We start from the raw sequence: 24,341 nt of genomic DNA on the forward strand, positions 1-24,341 counted from the left end.
TAGAAACTTATTTTGTTTTTTCAGCCTCTTTGATAATCAGGCCGACTACCGGCTTCGGCTGATAATTGCGATCAAAAAGTAACGGATAATCCGTGCGGCCTCTCATCGGCCAGTCATTACGCCAAGAGTTCTGATCGGCTACTCCCCAAAGAGTAACCCTGGTGATGAGGTTATGATGTTTCAGGAACAGACGGAAAAAGTCATTCATTCTTTCAGTCCATGCTTTCGATACCTCTTCCGGTAATCCATCCGGATAAGGATTCATCTCTTTCTTATATTCAAAGGAAGCGGAAACTTCTGCACCTACATTGGGATTCGGTGATGGTATCACCGTCAAATCCAGTTCTGTTATCATTATCTTCACTCCTGTTCCGGCAAAGGCCAGCATACTCTTCTCAAATTCACTGATTTTCGGGTAGTCCATGCCGATGTGTCCTTGCATACCTATGGCATCAATACGGATTCCACGTTTTTTCAAATCGTTCACCATTTTCACGACGGCTTCTCTTCTCCCCGGTTGGGCCATTGAGTAGTCATTGTAGTAAAGTTCGGCATCCGGATCAGCCTCGTGTGCATACTGGAAAGCCAATGGAATATATTCTTCCCCCAGAATCTCATAAAACTTTGTCTTGCGATATACTCCATTATCTTCAATCGCTTCATTTACTACATCCCAGCCTTTGATACGGCCTTTATAGCGTTTCACGATGGTAGTGATATGGTCTTTCATCCGTTTCTTCAGGACTTCCGGAGAAACATTATTCCCGTCCTTATCTACGCAAAACCAAGGAGCCAATTGTGAATGCCAAATCAGGCAGTGACCAATGATAGCCATTTGATTGCTCTCACCAAAACTGACAAATTCATCTGCCTGCGCAAAATTATACTTATTTTCTTTCGGATGAATGACAGAAGACTTCATGCAGTTTTCCGCCACGATGGAATTAAAATTCTTCTTTACAATTTCAACAGCTGCGACATCCTTACCGGAACTTTGATGTGTGTTCACTGACACGCCAATCAAAAACTTGTTTTTCAAAGCCTTTTTCAGCGAATTTCCATCTTTCGCAAAAACTTCTCCATAAGAAAAAGAAAACATCACTGTCAATAACAACAGAATTATTCGTTTGAGTTTCATACGTTATATTTTTGAGTAATAAACATTCTACTATCTTATCTATTCGCCTTTTTTACAGCGCGATTCTATCTCCTCATTTATATTGTCAATCACATTATCTTCCAATTCATATTTAGAAATAATGAACATAGCGACCAAAAGCAACAACGCCGGAATAACGGCTACGAGCCACAGTATTCCCTGTTCGGCAAAAGGTGATTGTGACACTTCATTTGTCTGGTCGAATCCGACAAAAGCCATAACAAGTCCCGGTACAACTCCTCCAAGAGCCATTCCCGCTTTATAGAAAATACCAGTCAAAGCATTGACTATACCCGAAATACGTTTACCATGAGTATATTCGCCATACGAAATTACTTCGGGAACCAAAGCCCACATATACCCTGTCGCAATAATGACTCCCGTCGATTTTATGAACTGCGCCACAAAGACCAACCATATCTGCGTTTTGAGTACCGGAACCACAGAAATAATATACAGCAATGCCATACCCAATATAGCGACTGAAAGGAATACATAAAACATTTGCTTTTTTCCAATGGCACGTTTAATGGCAGGTACCATCGGCATGAAAATGAATGCGGGTATCGAGCCCAAGGCCATGAAATAAGGTAACATCTCCGGTGCACGTACATTATAAATCATATAATATGAACCGGCAGAATTACCAATCGCCATCATTGCAAAAGCAGTAATGAAAAAGAACGCCAAAATACGCAAAGGTTTATTTCTACAAAATTCTACCCATAAGTCGGACACTTTTACTTTAGATGTCTCCTCCTGATCCATAACCACACGCTCCTTCGTCTGGCTAAAGCAGAACATCAATAACGCCAATCCGATAACAGCATAAATAGTCATCGTAATAAACCATGCGTTAGCAGATGCAGTAGTATTGATTTTACCATCGGGAGACAACACCTTCACCAGTATCGGAATACCGTATGCCACAGCCAAACCACCCAAATTGGCAAGAAACATACGCACTGACGTCAACACCGTGATTCCATTCGTATCGCGGGTAAGTGACGCATTCAGTGCTCCATAAGGCACATTAATCAATGTATAACACATGGATAATCCAACGTAAGTGAAATAGGCATAGAACAGTGAACCCGAAAAGCCGTTCCAAAAACAAAGAATAGCAAAACCAGTCAGCGGAATTCCTCCCCAAATAAGATATGAACGGTATTTACCTAGTTTAGGATTGTGTTTATCGACGAAAGCACCCACCAGAGGATCCCAAAGGACATCCACTATCCTGACAATAAGAAACATCACGGCTGCCACTTCCGGTTTAAGTCCATATACATTGGTATAAAAAATCAGCAGATACATACATACGGTCTGGTAAATAAGGTTTTGCGCCAAATCACCGGAACCGAATCCTATACGTTGAAGCCAAGAGAGTTTATAGAAACCTTTCGCTTCATTGGTCTTTATTGTATTCTCCATAAAATAGATAAATTGGTCATTTTCTGTTTTTCGTATTCATTTCTATCAAGATAGCTGCTGCCACTCGTTGCCCTAGCGTCTTTTTATCCAATGGATGAATATCATTCCATTCTCCTAAATCACTATTTTTAATCAGAGTAACATTTTTATTTGTATCGGCTACTTCCGCCTGCGCTTTCCGGAATTCCGCCCAGGCAGTGCGTCCTCCTTTATCTGTGGGTGAAAGGAAATCCGCCAGCTCAATGATATAGAAAGGCATATCCGACTTATTCCATCGTTGTCTCCAATCGCTAATCATAGCCGTCAACAAGTCTTTATACTCATTTCTGCGTGAGACATTCGATTCTCCCTGATACCAGATGACACCGGATACCGTATAGTTCAGCAAAGGAGCAATCATTGCATTATACAGTCCTGTGGGTTTATAATGAAAAGCCGTTTGTCCCGGAGCAGCGGGCATAGGAGCACCGAGATGATATTTCCAACTCCCCTCCAAATTGATCTCCGATTCTCCTTTTTCCGGCTGACCTTTTCCGAAAAGGATTTTATAAGGCTTTTCCTTTACAAATTGAGGACGACCGCCATAACTGAAAAGGCGTATGGTTATTGTATTTTTTCCGGCTTTCAACAATCCGGCAGGAATGGTGTAGATACGGGGAGGATACTGATAAGAGACAGTCCCCACAAATGTGCCATTTACATAGACCGAATCTGCATCTACGATGCATCCCAAACGAAGAGTCGCTTTCTCTCCCGCCTGTTGTGCAGACACCTGAAAGTCTTTACGGAACCAGTGGGAGCCATTGACGGTATTCAGTCCGTTTGTTGCCCAGCCGGAAGTAAACAAATCTGTTTCTGTCCAATTGCTATCATCATAATCGGCAGCATACCAAGGGGTAGCCTCATGCATCCCTTTATCTCCCTGAAACAACGCCACATTCCAGGCATGACTTTTCTTCCTCTCCTCTTTTTTCATCGACTCCATCAAATCGTCTGACTCATAGATACGCTTTTCATTCAAATAAAATGGAAAAGGCTTCAACCCTCCCTCACTGATCCACGCTTCTACCGGTGAACCTCCGACACTGGAATTTATGATTCCTACCGGAACCTTTGTCTTTTGATAGACATCTTTAGCGAAGAAATAGGCTAAAGCAGAGAAAGGCATCACATTTTCAGGAGTCATCGCTTGCCAGGAAATTCCCGGAATATCTGCCTGCGGAGCATGAAAATTATAGAGCAGAGGTGTTTTTATATAGCGTACCATCGGATAGTTACTGTCCGTAGATATTTCATCGCGAAAACGATCTGTAACCCGTGAAACAGGCAATTCCATATTCGACTGTCCCGAACATACCCAAACATCACCAATAAGAATATCCTTTAATTCGATATCATTAATGGCCATCGTATAAGGTCCGCCAGCTTTCAATATAGGCAAAGTCACTTTCCAGTTACCTTGTACATCAGCAACAGTCTTATATTTCTTTTTCAGGAAAGTTATATCAACGGTTTCATCAGGATCAGCCGTTCCCCAGATATTGACAGGTTCCCCACGCTGAAGTACCATTCCGTCGGAAACAAGAGTCGGAAGTTTAACCTTTGCTCCGCCCAACAAGGCGAAGCAAAGGAACACAACTACTAACCCTACCTTATAAAACCAATACTTATTCATTCTGTCTTTTCTTTTATATGTCTTTATTTCATGATAATTTAGCAAGAGAAGAAATCCATCGGGATTCCACTTTGCAAACTTAGGAAGTTTCTTCCCACTTACCCAGAAATTCTGATTCAAATCATTACTCGCTTGTTACATCATCGTTTACGTATGTTACAAAAACTTGTTGCAATGTTACATTCAAGCTGAAACCACCGATGAACAGGAGGAAAACGAAAGTTTTAGAAAGAGCGGATTACAGTAGTTATTGTTATTCATTCGATCCGCTCCAGGATGATAACAACTACTGTAACCCTCACTCTCCCCCTCTTTAATTATTATAATTCCAAATCTCCGGTAAAGTCTTCGCTGACATCCTTACCAGCCAAACCATCGGCTACTCCCTTATAAGCATGTTTACGTGCATAATTAGCATCCCAAAGGTTCGGAGCGTCATTCGGTATCCAATTCACATGTTCTTTTTCATTGTCCGATACTCCCCAGATGGTAATACCATATTGTTTATCCACCGGAATATACTTCTTGTACATATCAATAACATACTGATACATTTCTGCCTGTTGTGCCAGATTTTCAGTAATAGGCGACGAGGTGTTAACCTTAATATCCAACTCGGATACTTTAATCAACTTGCCGGTAGCACCCAGTTTCTGGAACATTTGAGCAATATTGTCTTTATTGGAATCAATAGCAATATGCATTTGTGTACCAATACCATCCACTATGGCCCCTTTGCTTTCGATGTATTCCACATATTTAATCAGACCGTCACACTTATTGAGGTTATATTCCAGATTATAATCATTGATGAATAGTTTATCATCCGGATTTCCATACTGACGGGCAAGTTTGAAAGCTTCTACTGCATAGTCTTTCGGAGTCAGGAAATAATCTTGCCAGTAGAATTCATCAGAAGCCAGATCAGTTTTGCCTTTACCAGTCTTAATGTCTGATGTTTTTCCGTCATCCATTGGTTCATTGACTACGTCCCATGCATGAACATAAGGTTTGCAATGGGTAACCATCTTTGAAATCCAGTCTTCCATAGCATCTCTGATAATCTCGGCTTTTTCTTCGTCGGTCTTCTCAATGATAGTAGGACCGGAAGCGCGAGTGACTGCACGTGTCTCCACCACTTTCTCCGACAATACGATATTATCTATATAATAATCGCCTGCACTAACTCCGAAATTGATACAGAATCGATTCATATCCTCTTTAGACACTGTAAATTCTTTCTTAAATTCTGTCCAAGTCGTACTCACATTTCCATCTACATAGCATTCACCTGCATAACTCGTTGAGTTCTGAATTTGAATTTGGAAAGTAGTTGAGACACTTGCTTTAATCATAGCAGAGAACTCATAGGTCTTGCCGACTTCCAAAGGAGTATCAAAGCCATATCCAGCCTGTGCCTTATATGCATTGCCCGCCCCTCCGTCAACAGAACTAGTCAGCTTCATCGAATATGAACTTCCATATCCTTCACCTTCTTCCGAAATCGCGGCTTTTCCACTACTCCAAGCTCCCCAAGGAGTAATAGCTTTGCTTTCAAAATCTCCGTTAGAAATCAGATTAACCACAGTAGGATCGGCATCTTTGTCTGTCACAACAATATTATCTACATAATAAGTCACATCCGGCAAATAACCAAATTCAAATGCAATCTGAAATGTAGTACTAACAAAATCATTCACTGTGATCTTCACCTGCTGCCATTGAGACGTTGTCTCAAAAGCTTCCGTCCAACTGCCACCTGTAGCATACCAGTCTTTATATGGATAATTATTTCCTAACCCAGCGAAAGTCAACCGGGCTTTACCAGCTTTATCCGAACGGACAAAAAATGAAATTTCATAATTATGCCCACTTACTGCTGAAATGTCAGGAGTATATAATTGCACAGAATGAGCAGCCGTTACAGAAGATCCTACTGTAAATTTCAATGCTTTGGAAGTAGTTGTCAGTCCTTCCCCTTCCACAATGGACATCGCATCACTTCCATTTTTACGATTCCAGCCATCAAAGGTTCCATCTTCAATGCCTGACAGATCCAACAAATTACTGCCCGCCGGTCCCGGAATAACTTCCGGTGCAATCAGACTATTCAGATAACTCGCATTCTGATTAGTGTGCCAAATCAGACAGTGTCCATAAATGCTTATACCCGCTTCTGTAGTCTTTGTAAACAATTGATCTACCTTATCAAATTTCAAATTCCCTTTAGAATCGACCATAGGACCGTGCTTCATGGCATATCCTATCGTCAGATCATTAAAGTTCTCATTCACAATGGTAGTCGTTGTCTCGTCACCAAGATATTCATCCATCCCCACTCCGATACCCAACTTAAAGTTGGGATCGGATAAATATTCTTTCAACGGCTTGTAACGGGAAATCTTTTCAGCCAACTGTAAAGGCAGTTCGGAAGAAGTAACCGCTCCATGTGTAGGGTCTTTATACCACTCCATCTTATTATCGTCACACGATGTCAATATCAGCACCGACAAGGCAACAAACGGAAGCATATTTCTGTATTTCATAATCTTTTCAATTTAAAGTCATTATTATTCTGCATCCTCTTCTTCGTCCGGGAAATCGGTATATTCCGGCTTCGTCAAAGGTACGACACGCCAGTTATCAATATAAATCTTCACGGAAGTTGCTTTGGATAGAAACTCTGTTTCTTTATCCGAGCTCGCACCTGTGATCTTATCCAATGTAATATCAGAGTTCTCAAAATAGAAACCGAAGTTGGCATAAGAAGCAGATGCACGGGTAGCGGCCACATCGGCAAAAGTGGTCCAAGCTCCGCTGGATGCTTTCGATTTGTAGAATTCACTAAACGGAACAGTTACAGTCTGCCAACCGGTTGTCTGGAAAGGAACAATCTTTCCGTCTACAAGCCACGGTACGTAATTATAACAGTCTCTCTCCCATTCTCCACCGTTGAATCCGTTCTGACCACAAATCTTCAGGAATCCGGATTCAGACCAAGGTTCGGGCACATAAATTTCAAACTGAATAGCACATTCGGCAACAGGAGTTTCAGCAGGGACACCCAGCGTCAACCAGTCAGGATCAGTGCCATTACCAGCTGTCCAAACTTCAGCACAACGATTCTTCGCTGCTGCCACCGGCAACTGTCTTTCTAATGGCAAACGACAGTAAGCACCTTGCGACACATTACCTTCACCAATCGAAGCAGATTCCAGTTCGGTTGTTTGAATCATACTTTCAGAATCGCCCCATGCCCCTTGTGCACCCACTCCGTCGAAGTTCAACAACAAGCCTTTCTTATAATTGAAATAGGCAGGAGAATAAGCACCACCATTCGAACCTTCTACGAAAATAGAACCGCCCTCTTCAGAAACTCCGGCAGGCATATCCACCATAAAATATTCACCGTCAAGATCAGAAATAATACCTTCTGTCACCACCACATTTCCGGGGAAAACGACTTTTGCTATTTCCGTCAATCCACTTCCGTAAACAATGATAGGTTCACCTATATTCGGCATACAGTTGGAGATTTTCGTTATAGACGGTGCAGCAGCACGAATCTGGAAATCATAAACGTATTCACCGCCATCTTTTACCAAACGAATTGTATTACGTACATTCTCGTCAGCTTCTGTAGTCGGAACTTTACTGTTCACACTAACCAAAAAAGATTTATTCGAAACAAAAACCGGATTAAAATAACAGTTATATCCATTAATATACACTTTCTTCAATCCGTTGAATCCTTCACCTTCAATTCGAATCAGTTGTCCCAAACGGGCAAAATCAACCAAACGGTCAGGAACATTCGACTTCGCGTCTTCCAGATAGATCCCGGTTATGTTCATCACAGAACTTCCGCCATTATCGTCATCGTCGTCACACGAAACAAATGAACAAGAGCAGATGAGCAGACTCACCAATAAGCCAAATGCTTTCATACTATTTTTATATATCAAGCTTTTCATTCGTATTCTCGTTTTTAGTTAAACAAATCGGTTATTCTGTCTTCCTTAAATGCATAAGGCATAGGATCCGCTTTCAACAAAGGATTTTGCACAGTCTCCGATTCCGGATAAGGAAGAAGGAATATACTGGAATCGACGTCACCTATGGCACGCTTCGTTTCATCCGAATCCTCGTCTCTCTTCAAAGTCTGTGTATCCGCATCCCATACTACAGGAATAGCAGTACCCCTATCCTGTCCGGTGATATAATTGAGTACTTCCTGTTGTTTATAATAAGCTCTACGTACCAAGTCATACCAATACTGTCCTTCCAGACAAAGTTCCAGTCTACGCTCACGACGAATATCTTCGTAAGTAATCGAATTTTGGGGTTCCAAACCGGCACGCTTGCGCACTTTGTTAAAGTATTCCATTGCATCGGCATCATCTGTTGAAGGATTATTTCCCAATATAGCTTCTGCATAAATCAGATATACTTCTGCCAGACGCAACATGTAAGTATTGATAGGAGTACTTCCGGAAGTGATCTTCGCATTATCTTTGCTAGAACCACAAACATATTTCTTACAATAAATTCCGGAAACAGTACCCGATGCTTTCTTCTCACAAGTATATCCTCCGTTTGCTTTCTGTATTTCAGGATAATGATCGCCATAAGCCATCCAAGTCGGCTGACGCCGTTTATCTCCTTTTTCATACTCCCAAATCACGTCCGGTTGTGCAAAAACATAACCGCCCCATGCACGGTCATTACCGGTAATAGCCGACTCACAAGCAAAATAATCCTGTATCGTATTACATTCTCCATACGTACCATTACTAACCCATTGTAAAGCAAACAGTGTTTCCGAGTTGTTATTTTTATCAATCATAAACAAATCGGCATACTCAGTCATCAGTTCAAAATTTCTGTTTTCTATCACTTTTAAAGCCGCTTTCTTTGCCAAATCCAGATAGTCCTGATTACGGGTCGCACTATTAGGGTTACTACTATAACCGGCATACGTCAGATAAACACGCGACAACATGCCAAAGGCACTGTATTTATTGACACGTCCGGCAGCAGAAGAAACCTCCGGCAAATATTTTGCCGCAAATTCCAAGTCACGCATCGCAAATTCATAGACATCACTTACCGGGCTAGTATTGACAATTGGATTAGCCACCAGTTCATCCGTATCCTCATTTATAATAACATTTCCCCATAACATCGCCAGATAGGAATAAGCAACTCCACGCATGAACCGTGCTTCAGCAATATATGGGTTCTTCACTTCTTCGCTATTGGATGAGTTACCTTTGATCCCGTTAATAATCTTATTAGTTTGCTGTACTATATTGTATAATGAGCCCCAAGCCGAAACTAACGGCCCCGTCAATCCGGTTTCGGTCAAATCGGCAAAAGGATAGATATAATTAGAGGTTGTCGCACAAAGGTTGAATCCGCGTCCATCACCCAGTCCATAATAGAACTTATCGTTAAAGTCGAACCACACCTTATTATACAAAGGAGCTGTTGCTGCCCGGAAATCATCTTCCGTTTGATAAAAGTTATCTCCTGCGATATTGGAGTTATCTTCAGAATCGAGGAAGTCACTGCATCCTGCAAACGCCAAAGCTACAGCCAACATGAAAGAGTATATATATTTACTTGTTTTCATATTTAGTCACTTTAAATGATTAAAAGGTTAAATTCAGACCGAATGTATAAATTCGCGGAGAAGGATAACGATAGTTATCAAAGCCTGTAAGCAAAGCGTCCTGATTGGCAGAACCTATTTCCGGGTCCATCCCTTTGTATTTTGTGAATGTATATACATTCTGCAGGTTACAATAAAGTTTCAGATTCTGAATACCAATCGGTGCCAACCATTTACGCGGGAACGTATAGCCGAAAGAGATAGACTGAATACGCAGGAAAGAACCATCTTCCACAAAGCGGTCACTGAAACGATAATTGGAATCATCTGTCCCTTTGGCAATAGCCATACGGCAAGCATAAGGGTCACCGCCTACAATCTGTATATTCCGATAATCATCCGGACCATTCGGATCAATCAAAGCCAGTTGTGCATAATCCAACGCCGATTTCAGGATATTATTATTGCCCCGTGGATTTTCAAGTTCACGACGCCCCCAGTTTACAACTTCATTTCCCACCGATCCGGTCAGGTTAATGCTCAAGTCGAAGCCTTTATAAGAGAAAGAGTTACCGAAGCCGAAAGTAAAGTCCGGTTCAGGATTACCGATATAAGTACGGTCCTGTTCATTGATAACACCGTCTTTGTTTACATCTTCAAAAATATAATCACCAATCCAGATACTATTCTTGGAAATCGACATACCTTCAGGCAATGCTACCGGCTTAATTGCTCCGGAAGCATCTTTATAGTAAAAGTCAGTAGCCTTTTCAAAGCGGCCAATCACTTTATAACCATAAAACTGTCCGATAGGGTTTCCTACTGATGTACGTGTCAGTACGGTTATTGTTTCGCCTGTCTGATTACTCTTATCTATCAGGCTGGTTGCCGTATCCAGCGATTTTACTTTATTACGGTTCATAGAGAATACCACGTTACTTCTCCATTGAAATCCGCCTTTATCAATATTCACTGTATTTAAAGTCAACTCAAGTCCTTTATTCTCCAAAGAACCCACATTCTTCCAGGGTGCGGAAGTAGAGCCCTGACCTGAAGTTCCCACGTAAGCAGGAAGAGGCACTTGCAACAACAAATCATTTGTTTTCTTATAATAAATATCGGCTATCAATTCAATCCTGTTCTGGAAAAGATTAATATCAAGTCCCAGATTACTTGAATAAGTAGACTCCCATTTCAATTCGGGATTCGGAGTATTGCCAGCCAGCAATCCTGTTCCCCAAACGGTAGCAACAGATGAATAAATGGCTTTATATGCATTATTAGGCACATTCTGATTACCTACAACACCCCATCCTAAACGCAATTTCAGATTATTAATAATATTGTTGTCTTTCAAAAAAGATTCATTGGAAACCTTCCAAGCCAAAGCAGCCGACGGGAACCATCCCCAACGATTATCTTTGTAGAATTTGGAAGAACCGTCGCGACGAAGAGTAAATGTCAACAGATATTTGTCATCGTATGAATAGAACAGACGGCCGAAATAAGATAAAATCGAACTTTCTCCACTATTACCATTATTCTTGGCTGTTGCGGCATCTCCCAATGTCAGGTCGGTTGCGGCATTGGACAAATATCCCATACGGCTTCCCATCAGATATTCCCATTTGCTCTCCTGCATTTCCTGGCCAATCATTGCATTCACATTGTGCACTCCAAAAGTTTTCATGTAATTCACGATATTTCTCCAACTCCAGAACTTATTATATGATTTGGAGAAAGTCCCCTGACGGTCCGTATTTTCAATCGCACCAAAAGTATATGAGGGATCAAATTTATAAGTATTAGTTACCCCATAATCGAAAGACAATTCCGTTTTAAACGTCAGTCCGTCAATGATAGTAGCTTCAGCATAGGTGTTTGCCCGAATACCCATTTTCTCATTGCGGTTATCCTTAATCATGGCAAGACCCACCGGATTCGTTTGTACCCATTCGTCCGTATCCGGTCCGTCAAATGTGCCTTCAGCATTACGAACAGCCACACTCGGACTCTGCAATAAAGCAGTTCTAATCAACGACTCGTCAGATACAGTCAATTTCTGACGGGAATTACTAAACGCAAAGTTAATACCCATTTTTAAATAGCTCTTCACCTGGGCATCAAAACTACCTCGTAAGTTCAGACGCCTGAACCCTGAACCAACAGCAATACCATCCTGATTGAGGTAACCTGCTCCCAATGCATAGTTACTTTTATCAGTACCTCCGGTCACAGAAAGATTATGACTGGTCATCATAGCTTTAGAGAACATCTCATCCTGCCAGTCTGTACCCTCACCTAGTAAATCCGGACGAACAAAGTTATTATCCTTGTTCACTATTCCCCAATCATTTCCCGAATAGTCTTTTCCTGAACGAACATTCTTATGCTCCGCATATTCACGCAGATTCAGCATATCCAGTTTTTTAGGCATTTCCTGCCATCCTATATATCCGTCATAAGTTATTTGCGCCTCACCCTTCTGTCCACGTTTGGTAGTAATCATAATCACACCGTTTGCAGCTCGCGCACCATAAATAGCAGTGGCGGAAGCATCCTTTAATACGTCCATAGAGACGATGTCCGAAGGATTGATAGATGCCAGTGCATTATCACTTCCCGAACCTGTGGAACCGTCGATGATAACACCGTCAATGACAAAGATAGGTTCATTGGAGGCATTCAAAGAGTTGATACCACGAATACGGATGGAAGAACTACCACCGGGCATACCGCTATTAGCCTGTACCTGCACACCAGCAGCACGTCCTTGCAGTACCTGGTCAACGGAAGTCACTACAGATTTCTTAATGGCTTCATCGTTGACCGATACAACAGAACCGGTCAGGTCACTACGTTTCATCTGACCATATCCAACTACAACTACTTCGTCTAATACTTTTGCATCTTCTTTGAGGGTAATATCAAACTGCTTTTTCCCGGCTACAGGAATCGTTTGTGTCTGATATCCGATAAAAGAAATCTTCAAGCTACCTTTGGCTGATACATTCAACTTAAAATTACCATCCAAATCGGTAACTATACCATTGGTAGTGCCAGCTTCTACTACACTGGCTCCGATAATCGGTTCGCCCGATGCATCTTTGACCATCCCCGTCACGGAAACAGTCTGTGCCAATACCCATACAGGGAAGAGGCAGAAAAGAATGATAAGACCTAACGGTCGAAAATAATGATTTGTGCTTTCCATAAAATCATTTTTTTAATTAATAATGATAGTGGTTAATCCAAGTTATAGGTTTTTCTCTTCTTATTTATAATAAGGAATAGAGTAAGGAATTCATGTTTCCATAAGCAGTTATTATTTTAAGGTGTCCGACAATTCATTTTTTTGGTTAATGCAAATTTATGGATAATATATCAAGCATAGGTGGAGATTTTGTTTCAAGCAATTGACAGGCGGTTACATACACTTGCATGTACGTTACAAGCTATTGCACACCCGTTACATACCCCTCCCAGAAGCATCCCTAAAGGGTTTGCACGTAACATCAGTAAAAGGAAAAGTAACAAAGCTAATGCTATTTTAATTTAATATAGTATCTTTGTCTATATAAAAAGCACCAATAAACCCTGCTTATATTAATGAGTATGAAAGCACAAATCCTATTCCTTTTTTCCATATACTGTTTCCTGATAGGAAGCACTCCTGTTATGAAAGCACAGACCGGCAAATTCTATTCAACAGACAAAGAACTTTCCAACAGTCTGATCAATGCCGTATATCAGGACCGGAAAGGATTTATCTGGATAGCTACCGAAAACGGACTTAATAAATTCGACGGGACACGTTTCTCGATCTATCGACATAATGCTACGGATAGCACCAGTTTGAAAAACAACTATGTACGGACATTATTCGAAGACAGTCGCGGTAATTTCTGGATCGGATGCATCAATGGCTTACAGCGATATGACCGCGCCACAGACAACTTTCACGAATTATTCATCTCTCGGAAAGACGGACGAAAGAATCCTCATATCACTTCCATTATTGAACGCCGGAACGGAGATCTTTGGATAGCAACTTCCGGACAAGGCGCCATATCCCTAAAAAAGAACAGCAATCCCGCCTCCTTCCATATCGAAACCGAACTGACAGACCGGATAGGTAGTAACTACCTGAATGTCATTTTCGAAGATTCCCGGCAAAATTTATGGATTGCTACAGAAGAAAAAGGACTTTACCGTTATTCTCCGGAAAGTAAAGAGCTTAAAAGCTATAAAGCACCTTATCATATAGCAGGTGATGACGTTTCTGCCATTTGTGAGGATGCACACGGACAAATTTTCGTAGGAACCTTGACAAAAGGTCTTTTCAGACTATCATCCCGACAGGAAGGAAACTTCGAACCTGTCCTCTACCAAAACCGGATGAATTTGAATATCCGGACTCTCATCATTGATACCCGTGGAAAACTTATCATAGGAACAGACGGTGAAGGAGTAAAAGAATATCAGCCTCAACAAGATATTATTGTGGACAGTGAGATTAATGCGGGTCCCTTTGACTTCTCCAAATCCAAGGTTCACTCGTTAATCGAAGATAAAGATCACAATTTATGGCTGGGCATTTTTCAGAAAGGTTTGATACTAGTGCCCGGCATTTCAAATAAGTTCGACTACTACGGCTACAAATCAATACACAACAACACCATTGGTTCCAGCTGTGTTATGGCTATTCATACAGATGAACAAGCTACAATCTGGATAGGTACGGATAACGACGGATTATATGCCATAAACGATCAGGGAAAACAATTACGCCATTACACCCATCAGGCAGGTAATCCCCAATCTGTCCCCGGCACTATCCTATGTCTCTATGAAGATTCCAATCAGGAACTTTGGCTAGGATCTTACTTCGATGGTCTGGCACGGATGAACAAACAAACCGGAACATGTCAAGATGCCACCTCGCTTTTACAAGGAAATCTTAACGCAGGCAAGCCCAAAGTTTCCTGCATCATTGAAGACAAAAACAAGAATCTCTGGGTGGGTACTTATGGTTCGGGCTTATACAAAATCAATTTACCAACTCAACATGTCACCTATTACGAATCTACCCGCAACGAAAACGATGACTGGAGCATCAACCGACTTCCAAACGATTGGATCAGCTACCTACTGGAAGATAGAGAGGGAATGATATGGATCGGCACTTATAAAGGTCTGGCCGTACTCAATCCTCAAACGGACAATTTTATCAATTATAAAAAGCAAAACAATCTCCTCCCCGGGTATGTCGTTTACAGTTTATTGGAAAGTAGTAATGGAGAGATCTGGGCTGGTACTTCCGAAGGATTGGTCTGCCTGAATAAAGACAGACTAACACCTGTACTTTTCACTACTGCCGATGGACTCCCCAGTGATATTATTTGCGGCCTGGCTGAAGACGAGAAAAAAAATATATGGATCAGTACCCATCAGGGAATCTCCAAACTGAATCCTCCGGAAAAGAAGTTTATCAACTATTATGCAGGCGACGGTCTGCAAGGAAATGAGTTTACGCGCACTGCTGTATTTAAAGATAAACGCGGCAAGATATTTTTTGGAGGTACCAATGGAGTAACAGCTTTCTACCCCCAGGATATCACCGAAATCAAAAAAGAAATGAATGTATTGATTACCGGCTTTCACGTTGCTAACCGCCCTGTGAAAAAAGGGGATAAATCCGGCAACAATGTCATCACTGATACTGCTGTCATGGATACCGAGCAATTTACACTGGCATATAATGAAAATACATTCAGCATTGATTTTTCTGTTTTGGAATTCAGCAATCCCGACCGGATTAGTTATCAATATAAGATAAAAGAATTAGGCGATGAATGGATCAGTACGCAACCGGGAACAAACCGGGTGACTTATAGCAGTCTGAAACCGGGGAAATACACTTTCTCCGTACAGGCACGCGACCATAATAATTTCTCTAATATCCGCACAGTTACTATTGCCATCACTCCACCCTGGTACCAGACCTGGTGGGCAAAAGTAATCTGGGGATGCCTCGGAGCATTACTAATCTATGCTCTTACCATGTATATTCTGTCACGTATCCGCCACCGGCAAGAAGTGATGCGACAAAAACACATGGAACAGATTAACGAAGCCAAATTACAATTCTTCATTAATATCTCACATGAAATACGTACCCCGATGACTTTTATCATCAGCCCGTTAGAGAAACTGTTAGCCGAACATTCCGAGAAACAACCGGTTTATCTCATGATTTACCGGAATGCCCAACGTATTCTACGTCTGATCAATCAACTGATGGACATACGAAAACTGGACAAAGGACAAATGCATCTGAAATTCCGGGAAACAGACATCGTAGGATTTATCAATGACTTGATGCAAACATTCAATTATCAAGCGCAAAAAAAGAACATCACATTTACTTTCGAAAAAGAACTGGAAGGTGCTGATTCTCTGAAAGTATGGATTGATCTAAATAACTTTGACAAAGTATTGATGAATGTCCTTTCCAATGCTTTCAAATATACACATGAGGGAGGAAATATCGAAGTGTTATTGAAAACCGGTCACAACGATGCCTACCGGGGTGCTTTGAAAGATTATTTCGAGATAGATATCACCGATAACGGAATCGGTATTGACAAAAACAAAATAGAACAAATATTCGAACGTTTCTATCAGATTGACAACGACATGACACAATCTAATTTCGGTACAGGAATCGGACTGCATCTTTCACGGTCGTTAGTGGAACTGCACCACGGCATCATCAAAGCAGAAAACCGCGAAGACGGACAAGGAACCCGTTTCATCATCCGCCTGCCGTTAGGTAGTAATCACTTGAAAGCAGAAGAACTGGAAAATCCTGAAGAAACCGGAAGCGAACCAACAATCTCCCAACTTCCCAAAGATTCGATCTATGAAACGGAAGAAGAAAACAAAACTAACGAGTACAGGAAACCCAAAGCAAAAACACGTTATCGCGTCTTAATCGTAGAAGATGATGAAGAAATACGCCGCTACATACGTAGCGAACTGGATAGTGATTTCCGTATCTATGAATGTACAAATGGACGGGAAGGACTGGAAACCATTTTGAAGGAGAAACCCGATCTCGTCATCAGTGATGTTATGATGCCCGAAATGGATGGGATCACTCTCTGCCGGAAAATAAAACAGAATATCAATATCAATCATATACCGATTATATTATTAACCGCCAAATCGAAAGCCGAAGACCAAATCGAAGGGCTTGAAATTGGAGCAGATGCTTATATCGTAAAACCATTCAACACTGAATTATTACGAACTACTATCAGTAATCTGATAGCCAATCGGGAAAGACTGCGCGGCAAACTGGTAGGTGAACAACAAGTAGAAGAAAAAATAACAAAGATAGAAATGAAGTCCAATGATGAGATCTTGATGAGTAAAGTAATGAAAACCATCAATGACCATCTTGCCGACCCTACCCTTAATGTAGAGATGCTGGCAGCCAACGTTGGAATGAGCCGCGTACATATGCACCGCAAATTAAAGGAGTTGACTAATCAGTCAGCACGAGATTTCATTCGTTCTATCAGACTGAAACAAGCTGCCAATCTGCTACGTGAGAAGAATCTAAGCGTTTCGGAAGTTGCATACGCTACAGGCTTCTCCAACCTCTCTCATTTTTCCAATACATTCAGAGACTTTTACGGAATTTCACCGAGTGAATATAAAGAACAACAGATGTAACAAACAGAATTAGACTTGTTACAAACAAGAATCTAAATTAGAAAGAAAGCCGTTATTGATATGACAAATAATGACTAAAGCTACTTATACATAATCAATGCAGACTGTCCGGGAATAATTACTTCCGGTCCGATCTGCGTACCTAATCCACGCACATCTATCACACCATCTTTGCATACCACTGTATATTTACCAACAGGCACTTCCAAACGCGCAGGAGTCATACGGGAATTAAAAGCCACGATAATATCTTCCCAACTATCTCCGTTCGCATGATCCTTCAGGCGGAATGCAATCAGGTTTTGTCCTTCCACCGGAAGAAACTCCAGATGCTTCCGAACCTTTTCCGCATCTCCCATACGGAAAGCGGGATGGGACTTACGCAGATCTATGAGTCGCTTATAATACATGAAAACATCTCCGTTCGTCGTTTTACGTCGCCAATCGATAGCATTGACTGCATCCGGACTCTTATAACTATTGTCCACCCCTTGTTTATCGCGCATCACTTCTTCTCCTGCATAGATAAAAGGAATACCTTGCGAAGTGAAGACTACCGTCTGCGCAAGCTTATCAAGTCGAACCTGTTGCTCGGGAGTAGCTCCCGGCATACTTGCTTTCAAGCGATCAACAAGGCACAAACCGTCATGGCAGGAAACGTAGCTAATCATCTGGGTAGGCTGCTCCGCCCACGGTTTCTGACTGTAATTAACAGAATCACACCGTACTTGCGGATGCTCAATAGCACCCACAATACCGAATTTAACACTCATTTCTGCTCCCGGAACTCCGGCGAGGAAAGCCCCTTTCTCCTTTTTCCACACAGGTCCGCAAAGCCCATCACGCAATTCATCCGAGAATACGGCAATTCCCGGCATGTGGGAAACATTCCCTTTCATTGCCAACGAATCTGCCGGATATTGGGGAGTGTCGGCTGCCCAACCTTCTCCATAAATACAAATGGTAGGATCAACCTTGTTCACCGCTTTCCGGATCTCATTCATGGTTTCAATATCATGCACTCCCATCAAGTCAAAACGGAAACCGTCAATATGATATTCTTTTATCCAATAAAGAACGGACTCTATCATAAACTTGCGCATCATAGGGCGTTCACTTGCCGTCTCATTACCGCATCCGGAACCATTTGCCAATGTCCCGTCTTCTTTCTGACGATAAAAATAACCGGGAACAGTACGTTCAAAATTACTTTCAACGGTATTAAAAGTATGATTATAAACCATATCCATTATCACACGGATACCAGCTCTATGCAGTGCTTGTACCATTTGTTTGAACTCTTTCACACGAGTGGCAGGTTGATAAGGATCAGTTGAATAAGAGCCATCCGGCACATTATAATTCGCCGGATCATATCCCCAGTTATAGTGGTTTTCTTCCAGTTTTGTTTCGTCGATAGAAGCATAATCAGAGGAAGGAAGAAGATGTACATGTGTCACTCCCAGTTCTATCAAGTGATCGATACCGGTCAATAACTTATCTGAATTCATGGTCCCGTGTTCAGTCAATGCGAGGTATTTACCTTTATTCTTAATTCCCGAAGTAGAATCAACCGAGAAGTCACGATGATGCATTTCATAGATAATCATATCAGCAGGAGATTTCAGAGAAGGACGCCTGTCACTCTCCCATCCCTCGGGATTTGTAGTCTTCCAGTCAATAATGGCAGCACGTTTCCCATTCACTCCGACAGCATGGGCATTGATTCCCGGCGTGTCTCCCTGCCATTTATCATTGATTTTTACATTGAAGGCATAGAATTTACCAAGTAGGTTCTTATCTACTGAAGTTGTCCAGGTTCCATCTTCTGTGGGCTCCATCTTTACTGTTTCATAAGCATGTCCGCCTTCACCGGCATCATATAGCATCAGGCGTACTTCTTCTGCAGTTGGTGACCAAAGATAAAATTTGGTTGCCAACGGCGTATATTCCATTTCCGTAAGACTTCCCGTACGAACCGGATACAGCTCAAAAGAAGCATATTCCTTTTTCGCAGGGGAGCAGCTCATTACTGTTGTCACTGTAGTCACCCCTAATATTGCTAAATAATTACCTCCCATCTTCATTTAAACCTCCCCTAGATATTTCCTTTATATCTATCCCTATAATCAGTCGCTTTACTTCACCTTATCCGGATTCTTCGCTATAAAATCCTTCCAGCTATTATAACCTTTTTCCATTGTCGGCCGCCCCATTTGCAGGAAATGACAATAGGCTGCTGCCAATCCGTCTGTTGCATCCATAAAAGTAGGCATATCCTCTTTGGGAAAGCGCAACATCCGCTGCAACATATCCGCTACCTGTTCTTTGGATGCCTGCCCGTTTCCGGTGATAGCCATCTTTATCTTCAAAGGAGCATATTCCGTAATCGGAATATCCCGACTCAACGCCACTGCCATCGCTACCCCCTGTGCACGGCCCAACTTCAACATCGATTGTACATTTTTACCGAAGAAAGGCGCTTCAATAGCCAGCTCATCAGGCAGATAACTTTCAATAATGCTCAATACCCGTTCATGGATATGGCGAAGTTTCAGATAGTGGTTGGCAAATTTACGCAAGTCGATAATCCCCATCGCAATCATTTCGGGCTTGGTTCCTTTCACTCTTAGAACACCGTATCCCATGATTGTCGTACCGGGGTCAATCCCCAGGATTATCTTTTCTTTTACCGGTTGAATCACTCTATCACCTCCATCAAGGTCGGAAACCCGATCACTTTATCTTTAAATATTTTTGCCAGTTCGTCATTCAAACGTACTCCCTGTTCCAAATGCCAACGATGCAGTAACCCACTGCTTTCCACCTCCCATTGCAAAGAATACGCACTTCCTTCTTCCCGATGACTTAATATCCTGCAAATGCGCGGTGCCTTCAACGTACCGTGTTTCTGTACTTCAGGAATATAACTCTCTTTTATCCAAATCATGAAATTGTCGTGAACGTCATCGTCCACTTGAAAAGTTGTATTATAAATCAGCATATCTTAATTTCATACTATTATTTACCGCAAACATAGCAATTATTTCAGAATAATGCATTATATTTGCGGCAACAAAAAAGATTCGTTTACAAACGTTATCATATAAGATAGAAAAGGGGCGTTAGCTCATCTGGCTAGAGCGCGACACTGGCAGTGTCGAGGTGATCGGTTCGAGTCCGATACGCTCCACTTTTTAAAAGAGCAATTTCCAAAAGAGTTGCTCTTTTTTGATAGCCTTCTTGAAGTAATTATATTGTACGAATCAGAACCAAGTTATTTGATAATTATGGAGCGCAAACTTATCATTCGTAATTTTGGAGCTATCGCTTCAGCAGATATTGCATTGAAAGACTTCAATATCTTCATAGGTGAACAAGGAGCCGGAAAGAGCACAGTGGCCAAACTAATTACTATCTTCGAGAATAGTAGGGATAAAGTTTTGAAGGTTGATTCCGACTATTTAATGACTAAGTTCTCCGAGTACAATATTATTTCGTATTTTAATCCGGACAGCTATATTAGTTATTCTTCAGAACAAGGAGATATCACCTACGAAGATGGTTCCTTCAATTTCACTTTTTCGTACCATTCGACAAGCCATAATTTATACATTCCGGCAGAACGCTTCTTCATTAGTACATTCTCCCGCTCCATAGCTACTTTGGTGTTGTCCAAAGCACCTATACCAGTCACATTGTTGGAATTTGCCTCTTTCTATGAAAAAGCAAAGAACCTATTCGTAAATTATCAAGTTCCTATTTTCAATATAATATTCCAAGTCCGTGAGGCTAGTGAGAATCTAGTTTTAAGCAATTATGATAAAATCATTCCATTCAAAGACGCATCGTCGGGTATTCAATCCGTCGTACCCTTACTCATGGTTATTGATTACATCACCAAGGAGCAATCGGACACTCACTTCGTAATAGAAGAACCGGAACTTAATCTCTTTCCTGAAACTCAAATTGCTTTGCTCCAACACATAGTAAAAGAATGTCATCAGCTGACAATAACAACTCATAGCCCATATCTACTGTCGGCTTTAAACAATATGCTAGAAGCCGGTAACGTATCTAAGTTACACCCGGAAAAAGAAGAAGAGATTGCAGCACTCATGCCTAAAAGCAGTTGGGTTGACTTTAATAAAATTACTGCCTATAAGATAGAAAAAGGACATATCATTTCTATCTTAGATAAAGAATATAACATCATTGTCGCCGACCAAATAGACTCTACTTCAGATGAACAGGGAAGGATTTTTTCTTCATTATTAGATTTAGAATAATATGGCAATATTCAAACAAGCCTGCACATGGGAAGTAACAGATAAGTTGCTGGTAGTAAAAGAAAATAAATGCAAATGCGTTTTCTCAAATCCCAATCAGCATCTACTCACAAAAATAAAGGTTGATGGTTGCCAAATTACTGATGGCATCAGATGTGACTACCTGATACTCGACCATTGTCACAACGAATATTTTGTTGAATTAAAGGGGAAAGATCTGCCTCATGCTGTTGAACAACTGGAAGCCAGTATCCAGCAATTATCAGCCCCCAACCATACAATTAAAAAAAAGGCTATTATTGTATCAAGCCGTAATCCCTCCAATGACACTTCGGTACAAAGAGCTAAAGCTATGTTCAAGAAAAAATATGGAGTAGAGCTTATACCCAAGAATATACAAATAGAAATTACAATCAAATAATATCCCGACAAATCAGACTTCCTTTTTTTTTGCATAAATAGCAAAAAAAGGACCTTTATTCAAGGTCCTTTTTAATCACTTCGTCCATTTCTTTTATACGTTTCTCACGATCTTTAATGGGACCGTCTTTCTTGTCATTCTTAAATACGTCATCGGCACGGTCGGCAACCTCGCCGCTCCATTCCTCAAACTGGTCCTTAGCCGGACGACCATTCGGCTCGATATTTTCCTCGGCTATCGAATCATGCCTGTTAATCATATCATCCATAAGTTTTCGTTTTAAAAGTTTATGGCTATAAGACAATACAAACGAAGAAAAGTTTTCTATTTTAATGATTTTTGAAGAAATCAGCCATGTTATTATACTATCAAAGAAACACTCCAGCCCAATCTGTGTCATTCATCCAGATACCTATATAAATTGCAGTTGCCGGCAACGTCCAGTACATTCAGCTCTTTCAAGCGTTTTTCCACTTTCTTTTGTGAAACCAGCCCGAAATTCCGTAACATATCACGCAACTTCCTAAACCCATATTGAGAAGTGATTTGTAGCAGTTCCCGAAGTGTTTTTATATCAGCTTCAGAAATGATCCGCTGCGACCGAATATCGAATTTCAATTCTGTGATAGGAGTATCAAGTAAAGCCTTTGCCGCTTTTATATCTTCGGGAATAAAAATTTCCGGATTCGTTTCTTCCGCCTCTCTCATGAACATATCATTATCAAAGCCATTTTGGCGGGATTTCATTTCATACGCCCGTACTGTTGCTCTAAGGCGGATATTTTCTTCCTTATACGTCCTAAGGAATCCCGCTTGAGATTTTATTTCCTGTACAAGTCCCTCAAATGCTTTCTGCGCTTGACGATATTTCATGCGTTTCCGGACACTAAAATCCTTAATATTTCCTTGTAAGACGGTATAAAGAAATAGTTGCCGTCTTTCATCATTCCTTATCATTCCGGCAAGCTCCTTTATTATTAACCGGATCAATGGGGTCAACTCTTTCAGTGATTGAAGTAGAAAAAATTCCTCTTCATTTTCCTTCATCTTCTCATCCATCCGGCGTTTGTGTTCTTCTTCGGAAAGACTGAACCGGATATTTCGTTCAAGACAATCCGTCAGACTGTTTTCATCAAGCATTAGATAATCGCCGACTTCTGAATAAATAATCTCTTGCCTTTTACACCAAGTAATAATACGTCTGGTAGATACCTGATACTTGGTTGCCGCTTCTTCAATACCAATCCATTGTTTTGTTGTCATACCTCGTTTTATTTTTAGATGTATGCGTCGCAACCAGATATAAAAAAAGGTGCGAACGATACATGTATTTCCTAGTAGAGGTAGTCGCATACCCATAGATGAAAAATACAGTATGCCCGCACCAGAACTTATATATCGATAGGGATATAAGCTTGGCACGGACATTTGATTTATCATCTATTCGAAAATGCGACTTTCCTACTAATAAATTAAATGTCCTATAAATACAAGTCCGGCTGTCAAAGGTCCGGTCCTTGATTGCAAATATACTTCTTTTTTCTGAAAAGAAAGATAATAAATGACAAGCTTTTTAGTTACAATAGAATTTTATATAAGACAAATAAGTAAACAACTACACGGGAGAATAGTTTCATCGGTGAGAAACTAAAGTTCCATCAGTGTGAAACTATAGTTTCATCAGTAAGAAACTAATAGTTCCAAGCAAGAGAAACTAAAGTTTCAAGGCTTGAAATGTACTGTACTGGATTTAGTTGACAACTTCGCTTGTTATACCTAAGTTAGTTTACTCAATATTTTTTAAAACCTAAATAAGTTTACTTGTCCCTTTGTAATTCCTGTATAAGTTGTCATTTTAGATATGTTGCAAAAATTATGTATCTTCTCTTATAAGTGCAAGACTTCGGGCTGTAAACTTTCATTAAACAACAAAAACTCTTCGTCTCGGGGAGTCGCCCTACGCGGCAAGGGGCGGGGAGCACCCGTCCCGACCGAGCGGGACGTTC

General features: G+C 41.1%; 15 protein-coding genes and 1 tRNA gene. 4 read left to right on the top strand and 12 right to left on the bottom strand.

What is annotated here, in order from left to right:
- Window positions 1-7 precede the first annotated feature (7 nt).
- From HMPREF9010_RS12730 to HMPREF9010_RS12700, 7 genes are all read right to left on the bottom strand, one after another.
- Window positions 8-1,138 (bottom strand): endo-1,4-beta-xylanase, encoded by a 1,131-nt coding sequence (locus tag HMPREF9010_RS12730; RefSeq protein WP_008648849.1) that lies wholly within the window; start codon window positions 1,136-1,138, stop codon window positions 8-10.
- A 39-nt stretch (window positions 1,139-1,177) separates the two neighbouring features.
- Window positions 1,178-2,593 (bottom strand): MFS transporter, encoded by a 1,416-nt coding sequence (locus tag HMPREF9010_RS12725; protein ID WP_008648852.1) that lies wholly within the window; start codon window positions 2,591-2,593, stop codon window positions 1,178-1,180.
- A 16-nt stretch (window positions 2,594-2,609) separates the two neighbouring features.
- Window positions 2,610-4,268 carry a sialate O-acetylesterase gene (locus HMPREF9010_RS12720; protein WP_004304379.1) on the bottom strand — a complete coding sequence of 553 codons (1,659 nt, stop codon included), beginning with the start codon at window positions 4,266-4,268 and terminating at the stop codon, window positions 2,610-2,612.
- Between the two features lie 320 nt (window positions 4,269-4,588).
- Window positions 4,589-6,814 carry an endo-1,4-beta-xylanase gene (locus HMPREF9010_RS12715; RefSeq protein WP_008648854.1) on the bottom strand — a complete coding sequence of 742 codons (2,226 nt, stop codon included), beginning with the start codon at window positions 6,812-6,814 and terminating at the stop codon, window positions 4,589-4,591.
- Between the two features lie 24 nt (window positions 6,815-6,838).
- Window positions 6,839-8,242: a glycan-binding surface protein gene (locus HMPREF9010_RS12710; protein ID WP_004311416.1), complete on the bottom strand. Its 1,404-nt coding sequence runs from the start codon at window positions 8,240-8,242 to the stop codon at window positions 6,839-6,841.
- Between the two features lie 14 nt (window positions 8,243-8,256).
- Complete coding sequence (locus HMPREF9010_RS12705) at window positions 8,257-9,903, bottom strand: RagB/SusD family nutrient uptake outer membrane protein (RefSeq protein WP_004311415.1); 1,647 nt, start codon at window positions 9,901-9,903, stop codon at window positions 8,257-8,259.
- Window positions 9,904-9,922: 19 nt separating this feature from the next.
- Window positions 9,923-13,096, bottom strand: a complete 3,174-nt coding sequence (locus HMPREF9010_RS12700; RefSeq protein WP_004311414.1) for a SusC/RagA family TonB-linked outer membrane protein — start codon at window positions 13,094-13,096, stop codon at window positions 9,923-9,925.
- A 395-nt stretch (window positions 13,097-13,491) separates the two neighbouring features.
- Between HMPREF9010_RS12700 and HMPREF9010_RS12695 the strand changes: the two genes are divergently transcribed.
- Window positions 13,492-17,625, top strand: coding sequence for a two-component regulator propeller domain-containing protein (locus HMPREF9010_RS12695; protein WP_008648857.1), 4,134 nt, complete (start codon window positions 13,492-13,494; stop codon window positions 17,623-17,625).
- A gap of 80 nt (window positions 17,626-17,705) precedes the next feature.
- On the opposite strand, the gene pulA is transcribed toward HMPREF9010_RS12695, so the two are convergent.
- From pulA to HMPREF9010_RS12680, 3 genes are read right to left on the bottom strand one after another with little or no spacing between them, the layout of a single operon-like run.
- The gene (pulA, locus tag HMPREF9010_RS12690) at window positions 17,706-19,712 is read right to left on the bottom strand and encodes a type I pullulanase (RefSeq protein ID WP_008648858.1); all 2,007 of its coding nucleotides are present in this window, start codon (window positions 19,710-19,712) and stop codon (window positions 17,706-17,708) included.
- 51 nt (window positions 19,713-19,763) lie between these two features.
- The gene (gene ruvC / locus HMPREF9010_RS12685; RefSeq protein ID WP_004300848.1) at window positions 19,764-20,330 is read right to left on the bottom strand and encodes a crossover junction endodeoxyribonuclease RuvC; all 567 of its coding nucleotides are present in this window, start codon (window positions 20,328-20,330) and stop codon (window positions 19,764-19,766) included.
- Window positions 20,327-20,629, bottom strand: coding sequence for a DUF4286 family protein (locus HMPREF9010_RS12680; RefSeq protein WP_004311411.1), 303 nt, complete (start codon window positions 20,627-20,629; stop codon window positions 20,327-20,329). Before HMPREF9010_RS12680 ends, ruvC begins: the two co-directional genes overlap by 4 nt.
- 115 nt (window positions 20,630-20,744) lie before the next feature.
- On the opposite strand from HMPREF9010_RS12680, the gene HMPREF9010_RS12675 reads away from it, so the two are divergent.
- The 3 genes from HMPREF9010_RS12675 (at window position 20,745) to HMPREF9010_RS12665 (ending at window position 22,335) form a co-directional block, all read left to right on the top strand.
- Window positions 20,745-20,818 (top strand) — tRNA-Ala (locus tag HMPREF9010_RS12675).
- Window positions 20,819-20,915: 97 nt separating this feature from the next.
- Window positions 20,916-21,914 (top strand): AAA family ATPase, encoded by a 999-nt coding sequence (locus HMPREF9010_RS12670; RefSeq protein WP_004311410.1) that lies wholly within the window; start codon window positions 20,916-20,918, stop codon window positions 21,912-21,914.
- A 1-nt stretch (window position 21,915) separates the two neighbouring features.
- On the top strand, window positions 21,916-22,335 hold the full coding sequence (locus tag HMPREF9010_RS12665; protein ID WP_004304388.1) for a hypothetical protein: 420 nt from the start codon (window positions 21,916-21,918) through the stop codon (window positions 22,333-22,335).
- A 55-nt stretch (window positions 22,336-22,390) separates the two neighbouring features.
- Here HMPREF9010_RS12665 and HMPREF9010_RS0124400 read toward each other — a convergent pair whose 3' ends face one another.
- Both HMPREF9010_RS0124400 and HMPREF9010_RS12660 read right to left on the bottom strand, forming a co-directional pair.
- Window positions 22,391-22,603 carry a hypothetical protein gene (locus HMPREF9010_RS0124400; protein ID WP_004312688.1) on the bottom strand — a complete coding sequence of 71 codons (213 nt, stop codon included), beginning with the start codon at window positions 22,601-22,603 and terminating at the stop codon, window positions 22,391-22,393.
- A gap of 128 nt (window positions 22,604-22,731) precedes the next feature.
- Window positions 22,732-23,598, bottom strand: coding sequence for a hypothetical protein (locus HMPREF9010_RS12660; RefSeq protein ID WP_008648861.1), 867 nt, complete (start codon window positions 23,596-23,598; stop codon window positions 22,732-22,734).
- Between the last annotated feature and the right edge of the window lie 743 nt (window positions 23,599-24,341).

The sequence above is a fragment of the Bacteroides sp. 3_1_23 genome (assembly GCF_000162555.1).
GTDB lineage: Bacteria > Bacteroidota > Bacteroidia > Bacteroidales > Bacteroidaceae > Bacteroides > Bacteroides ovatus.

Excerpts from the sequence above, each read along its gene's own strand:
- HMPREF9010_RS12680 (WP_004311411.1), bottom strand. The coding sequence starts at position 20,629 with ATGCTGATTTATAATACAACTTTTCAAGTGGACGATGACGTTCACGAC.
- HMPREF9010_RS12720 (WP_004304379.1), bottom strand. The coding sequence starts at position 4,268 with ATGAATAAGTATTGGTTTTATAAGGTAGGGTTAGTAGTTGTGTTCCTT.
- HMPREF9010_RS0124400 (WP_004312688.1), bottom strand. The coding sequence starts at position 22,603 with ATGGATGATATGATTAACAGGCATGATTCGATAGCCGAGGAAAATATC.
- HMPREF9010_RS12710 (WP_004311416.1), bottom strand. The coding sequence starts at position 8,242 with ATGAAAAGCTTGATATATAAAAATAGTATGAAAGCATTTGGCTTATTG.
- pulA (WP_008648858.1), bottom strand. The coding sequence starts at position 19,712 with ATGAAGATGGGAGGTAATTATTTAGCAATATTAGGGGTGACTACAGTG.
- HMPREF9010_RS12670 (WP_004311410.1), top strand. The coding sequence starts at position 20,916 with ATGGAGCGCAAACTTATCATTCGTAATTTTGGAGCTATCGCTTCAGCA.
- HMPREF9010_RS12665 (WP_004304388.1), top strand. The coding sequence starts at position 21,916 with ATGGCAATATTCAAACAAGCCTGCACATGGGAAGTAACAGATAAGTTG.
- HMPREF9010_RS12660 (WP_008648861.1), bottom strand. The coding sequence starts at position 23,598 with ATGACAACAAAACAATGGATTGGTATTGAAGAAGCGGCAACCAAGTAT.
- HMPREF9010_RS12730 (WP_008648849.1), bottom strand. The coding sequence starts at position 1,138 with ATGAAACTCAAACGAATAATTCTGTTGTTATTGACAGTGATGTTTTCT.
- HMPREF9010_RS12705 (WP_004311415.1), bottom strand. The coding sequence starts at position 9,903 with ATGAAAACAAGTAAATATATATACTCTTTCATGTTGGCTGTAGCTTTG.
- HMPREF9010_RS12715 (WP_008648854.1), bottom strand. The coding sequence starts at position 6,814 with ATGAAATACAGAAATATGCTTCCGTTTGTTGCCTTGTCGGTGCTGATA.
- HMPREF9010_RS12695 (WP_008648857.1), top strand. The coding sequence starts at position 13,492 with ATGAGTATGAAAGCACAAATCCTATTCCTTTTTTCCATATACTGTTTC.
- HMPREF9010_RS12700 (WP_004311414.1), bottom strand. The coding sequence starts at position 13,096 with ATGGAAAGCACAAATCATTATTTTCGACCGTTAGGTCTTATCATTCTT.
- HMPREF9010_RS12725 (WP_008648852.1), bottom strand. The coding sequence starts at position 2,593 with ATGGAGAATACAATAAAGACCAATGAAGCGAAAGGTTTCTATAAACTC.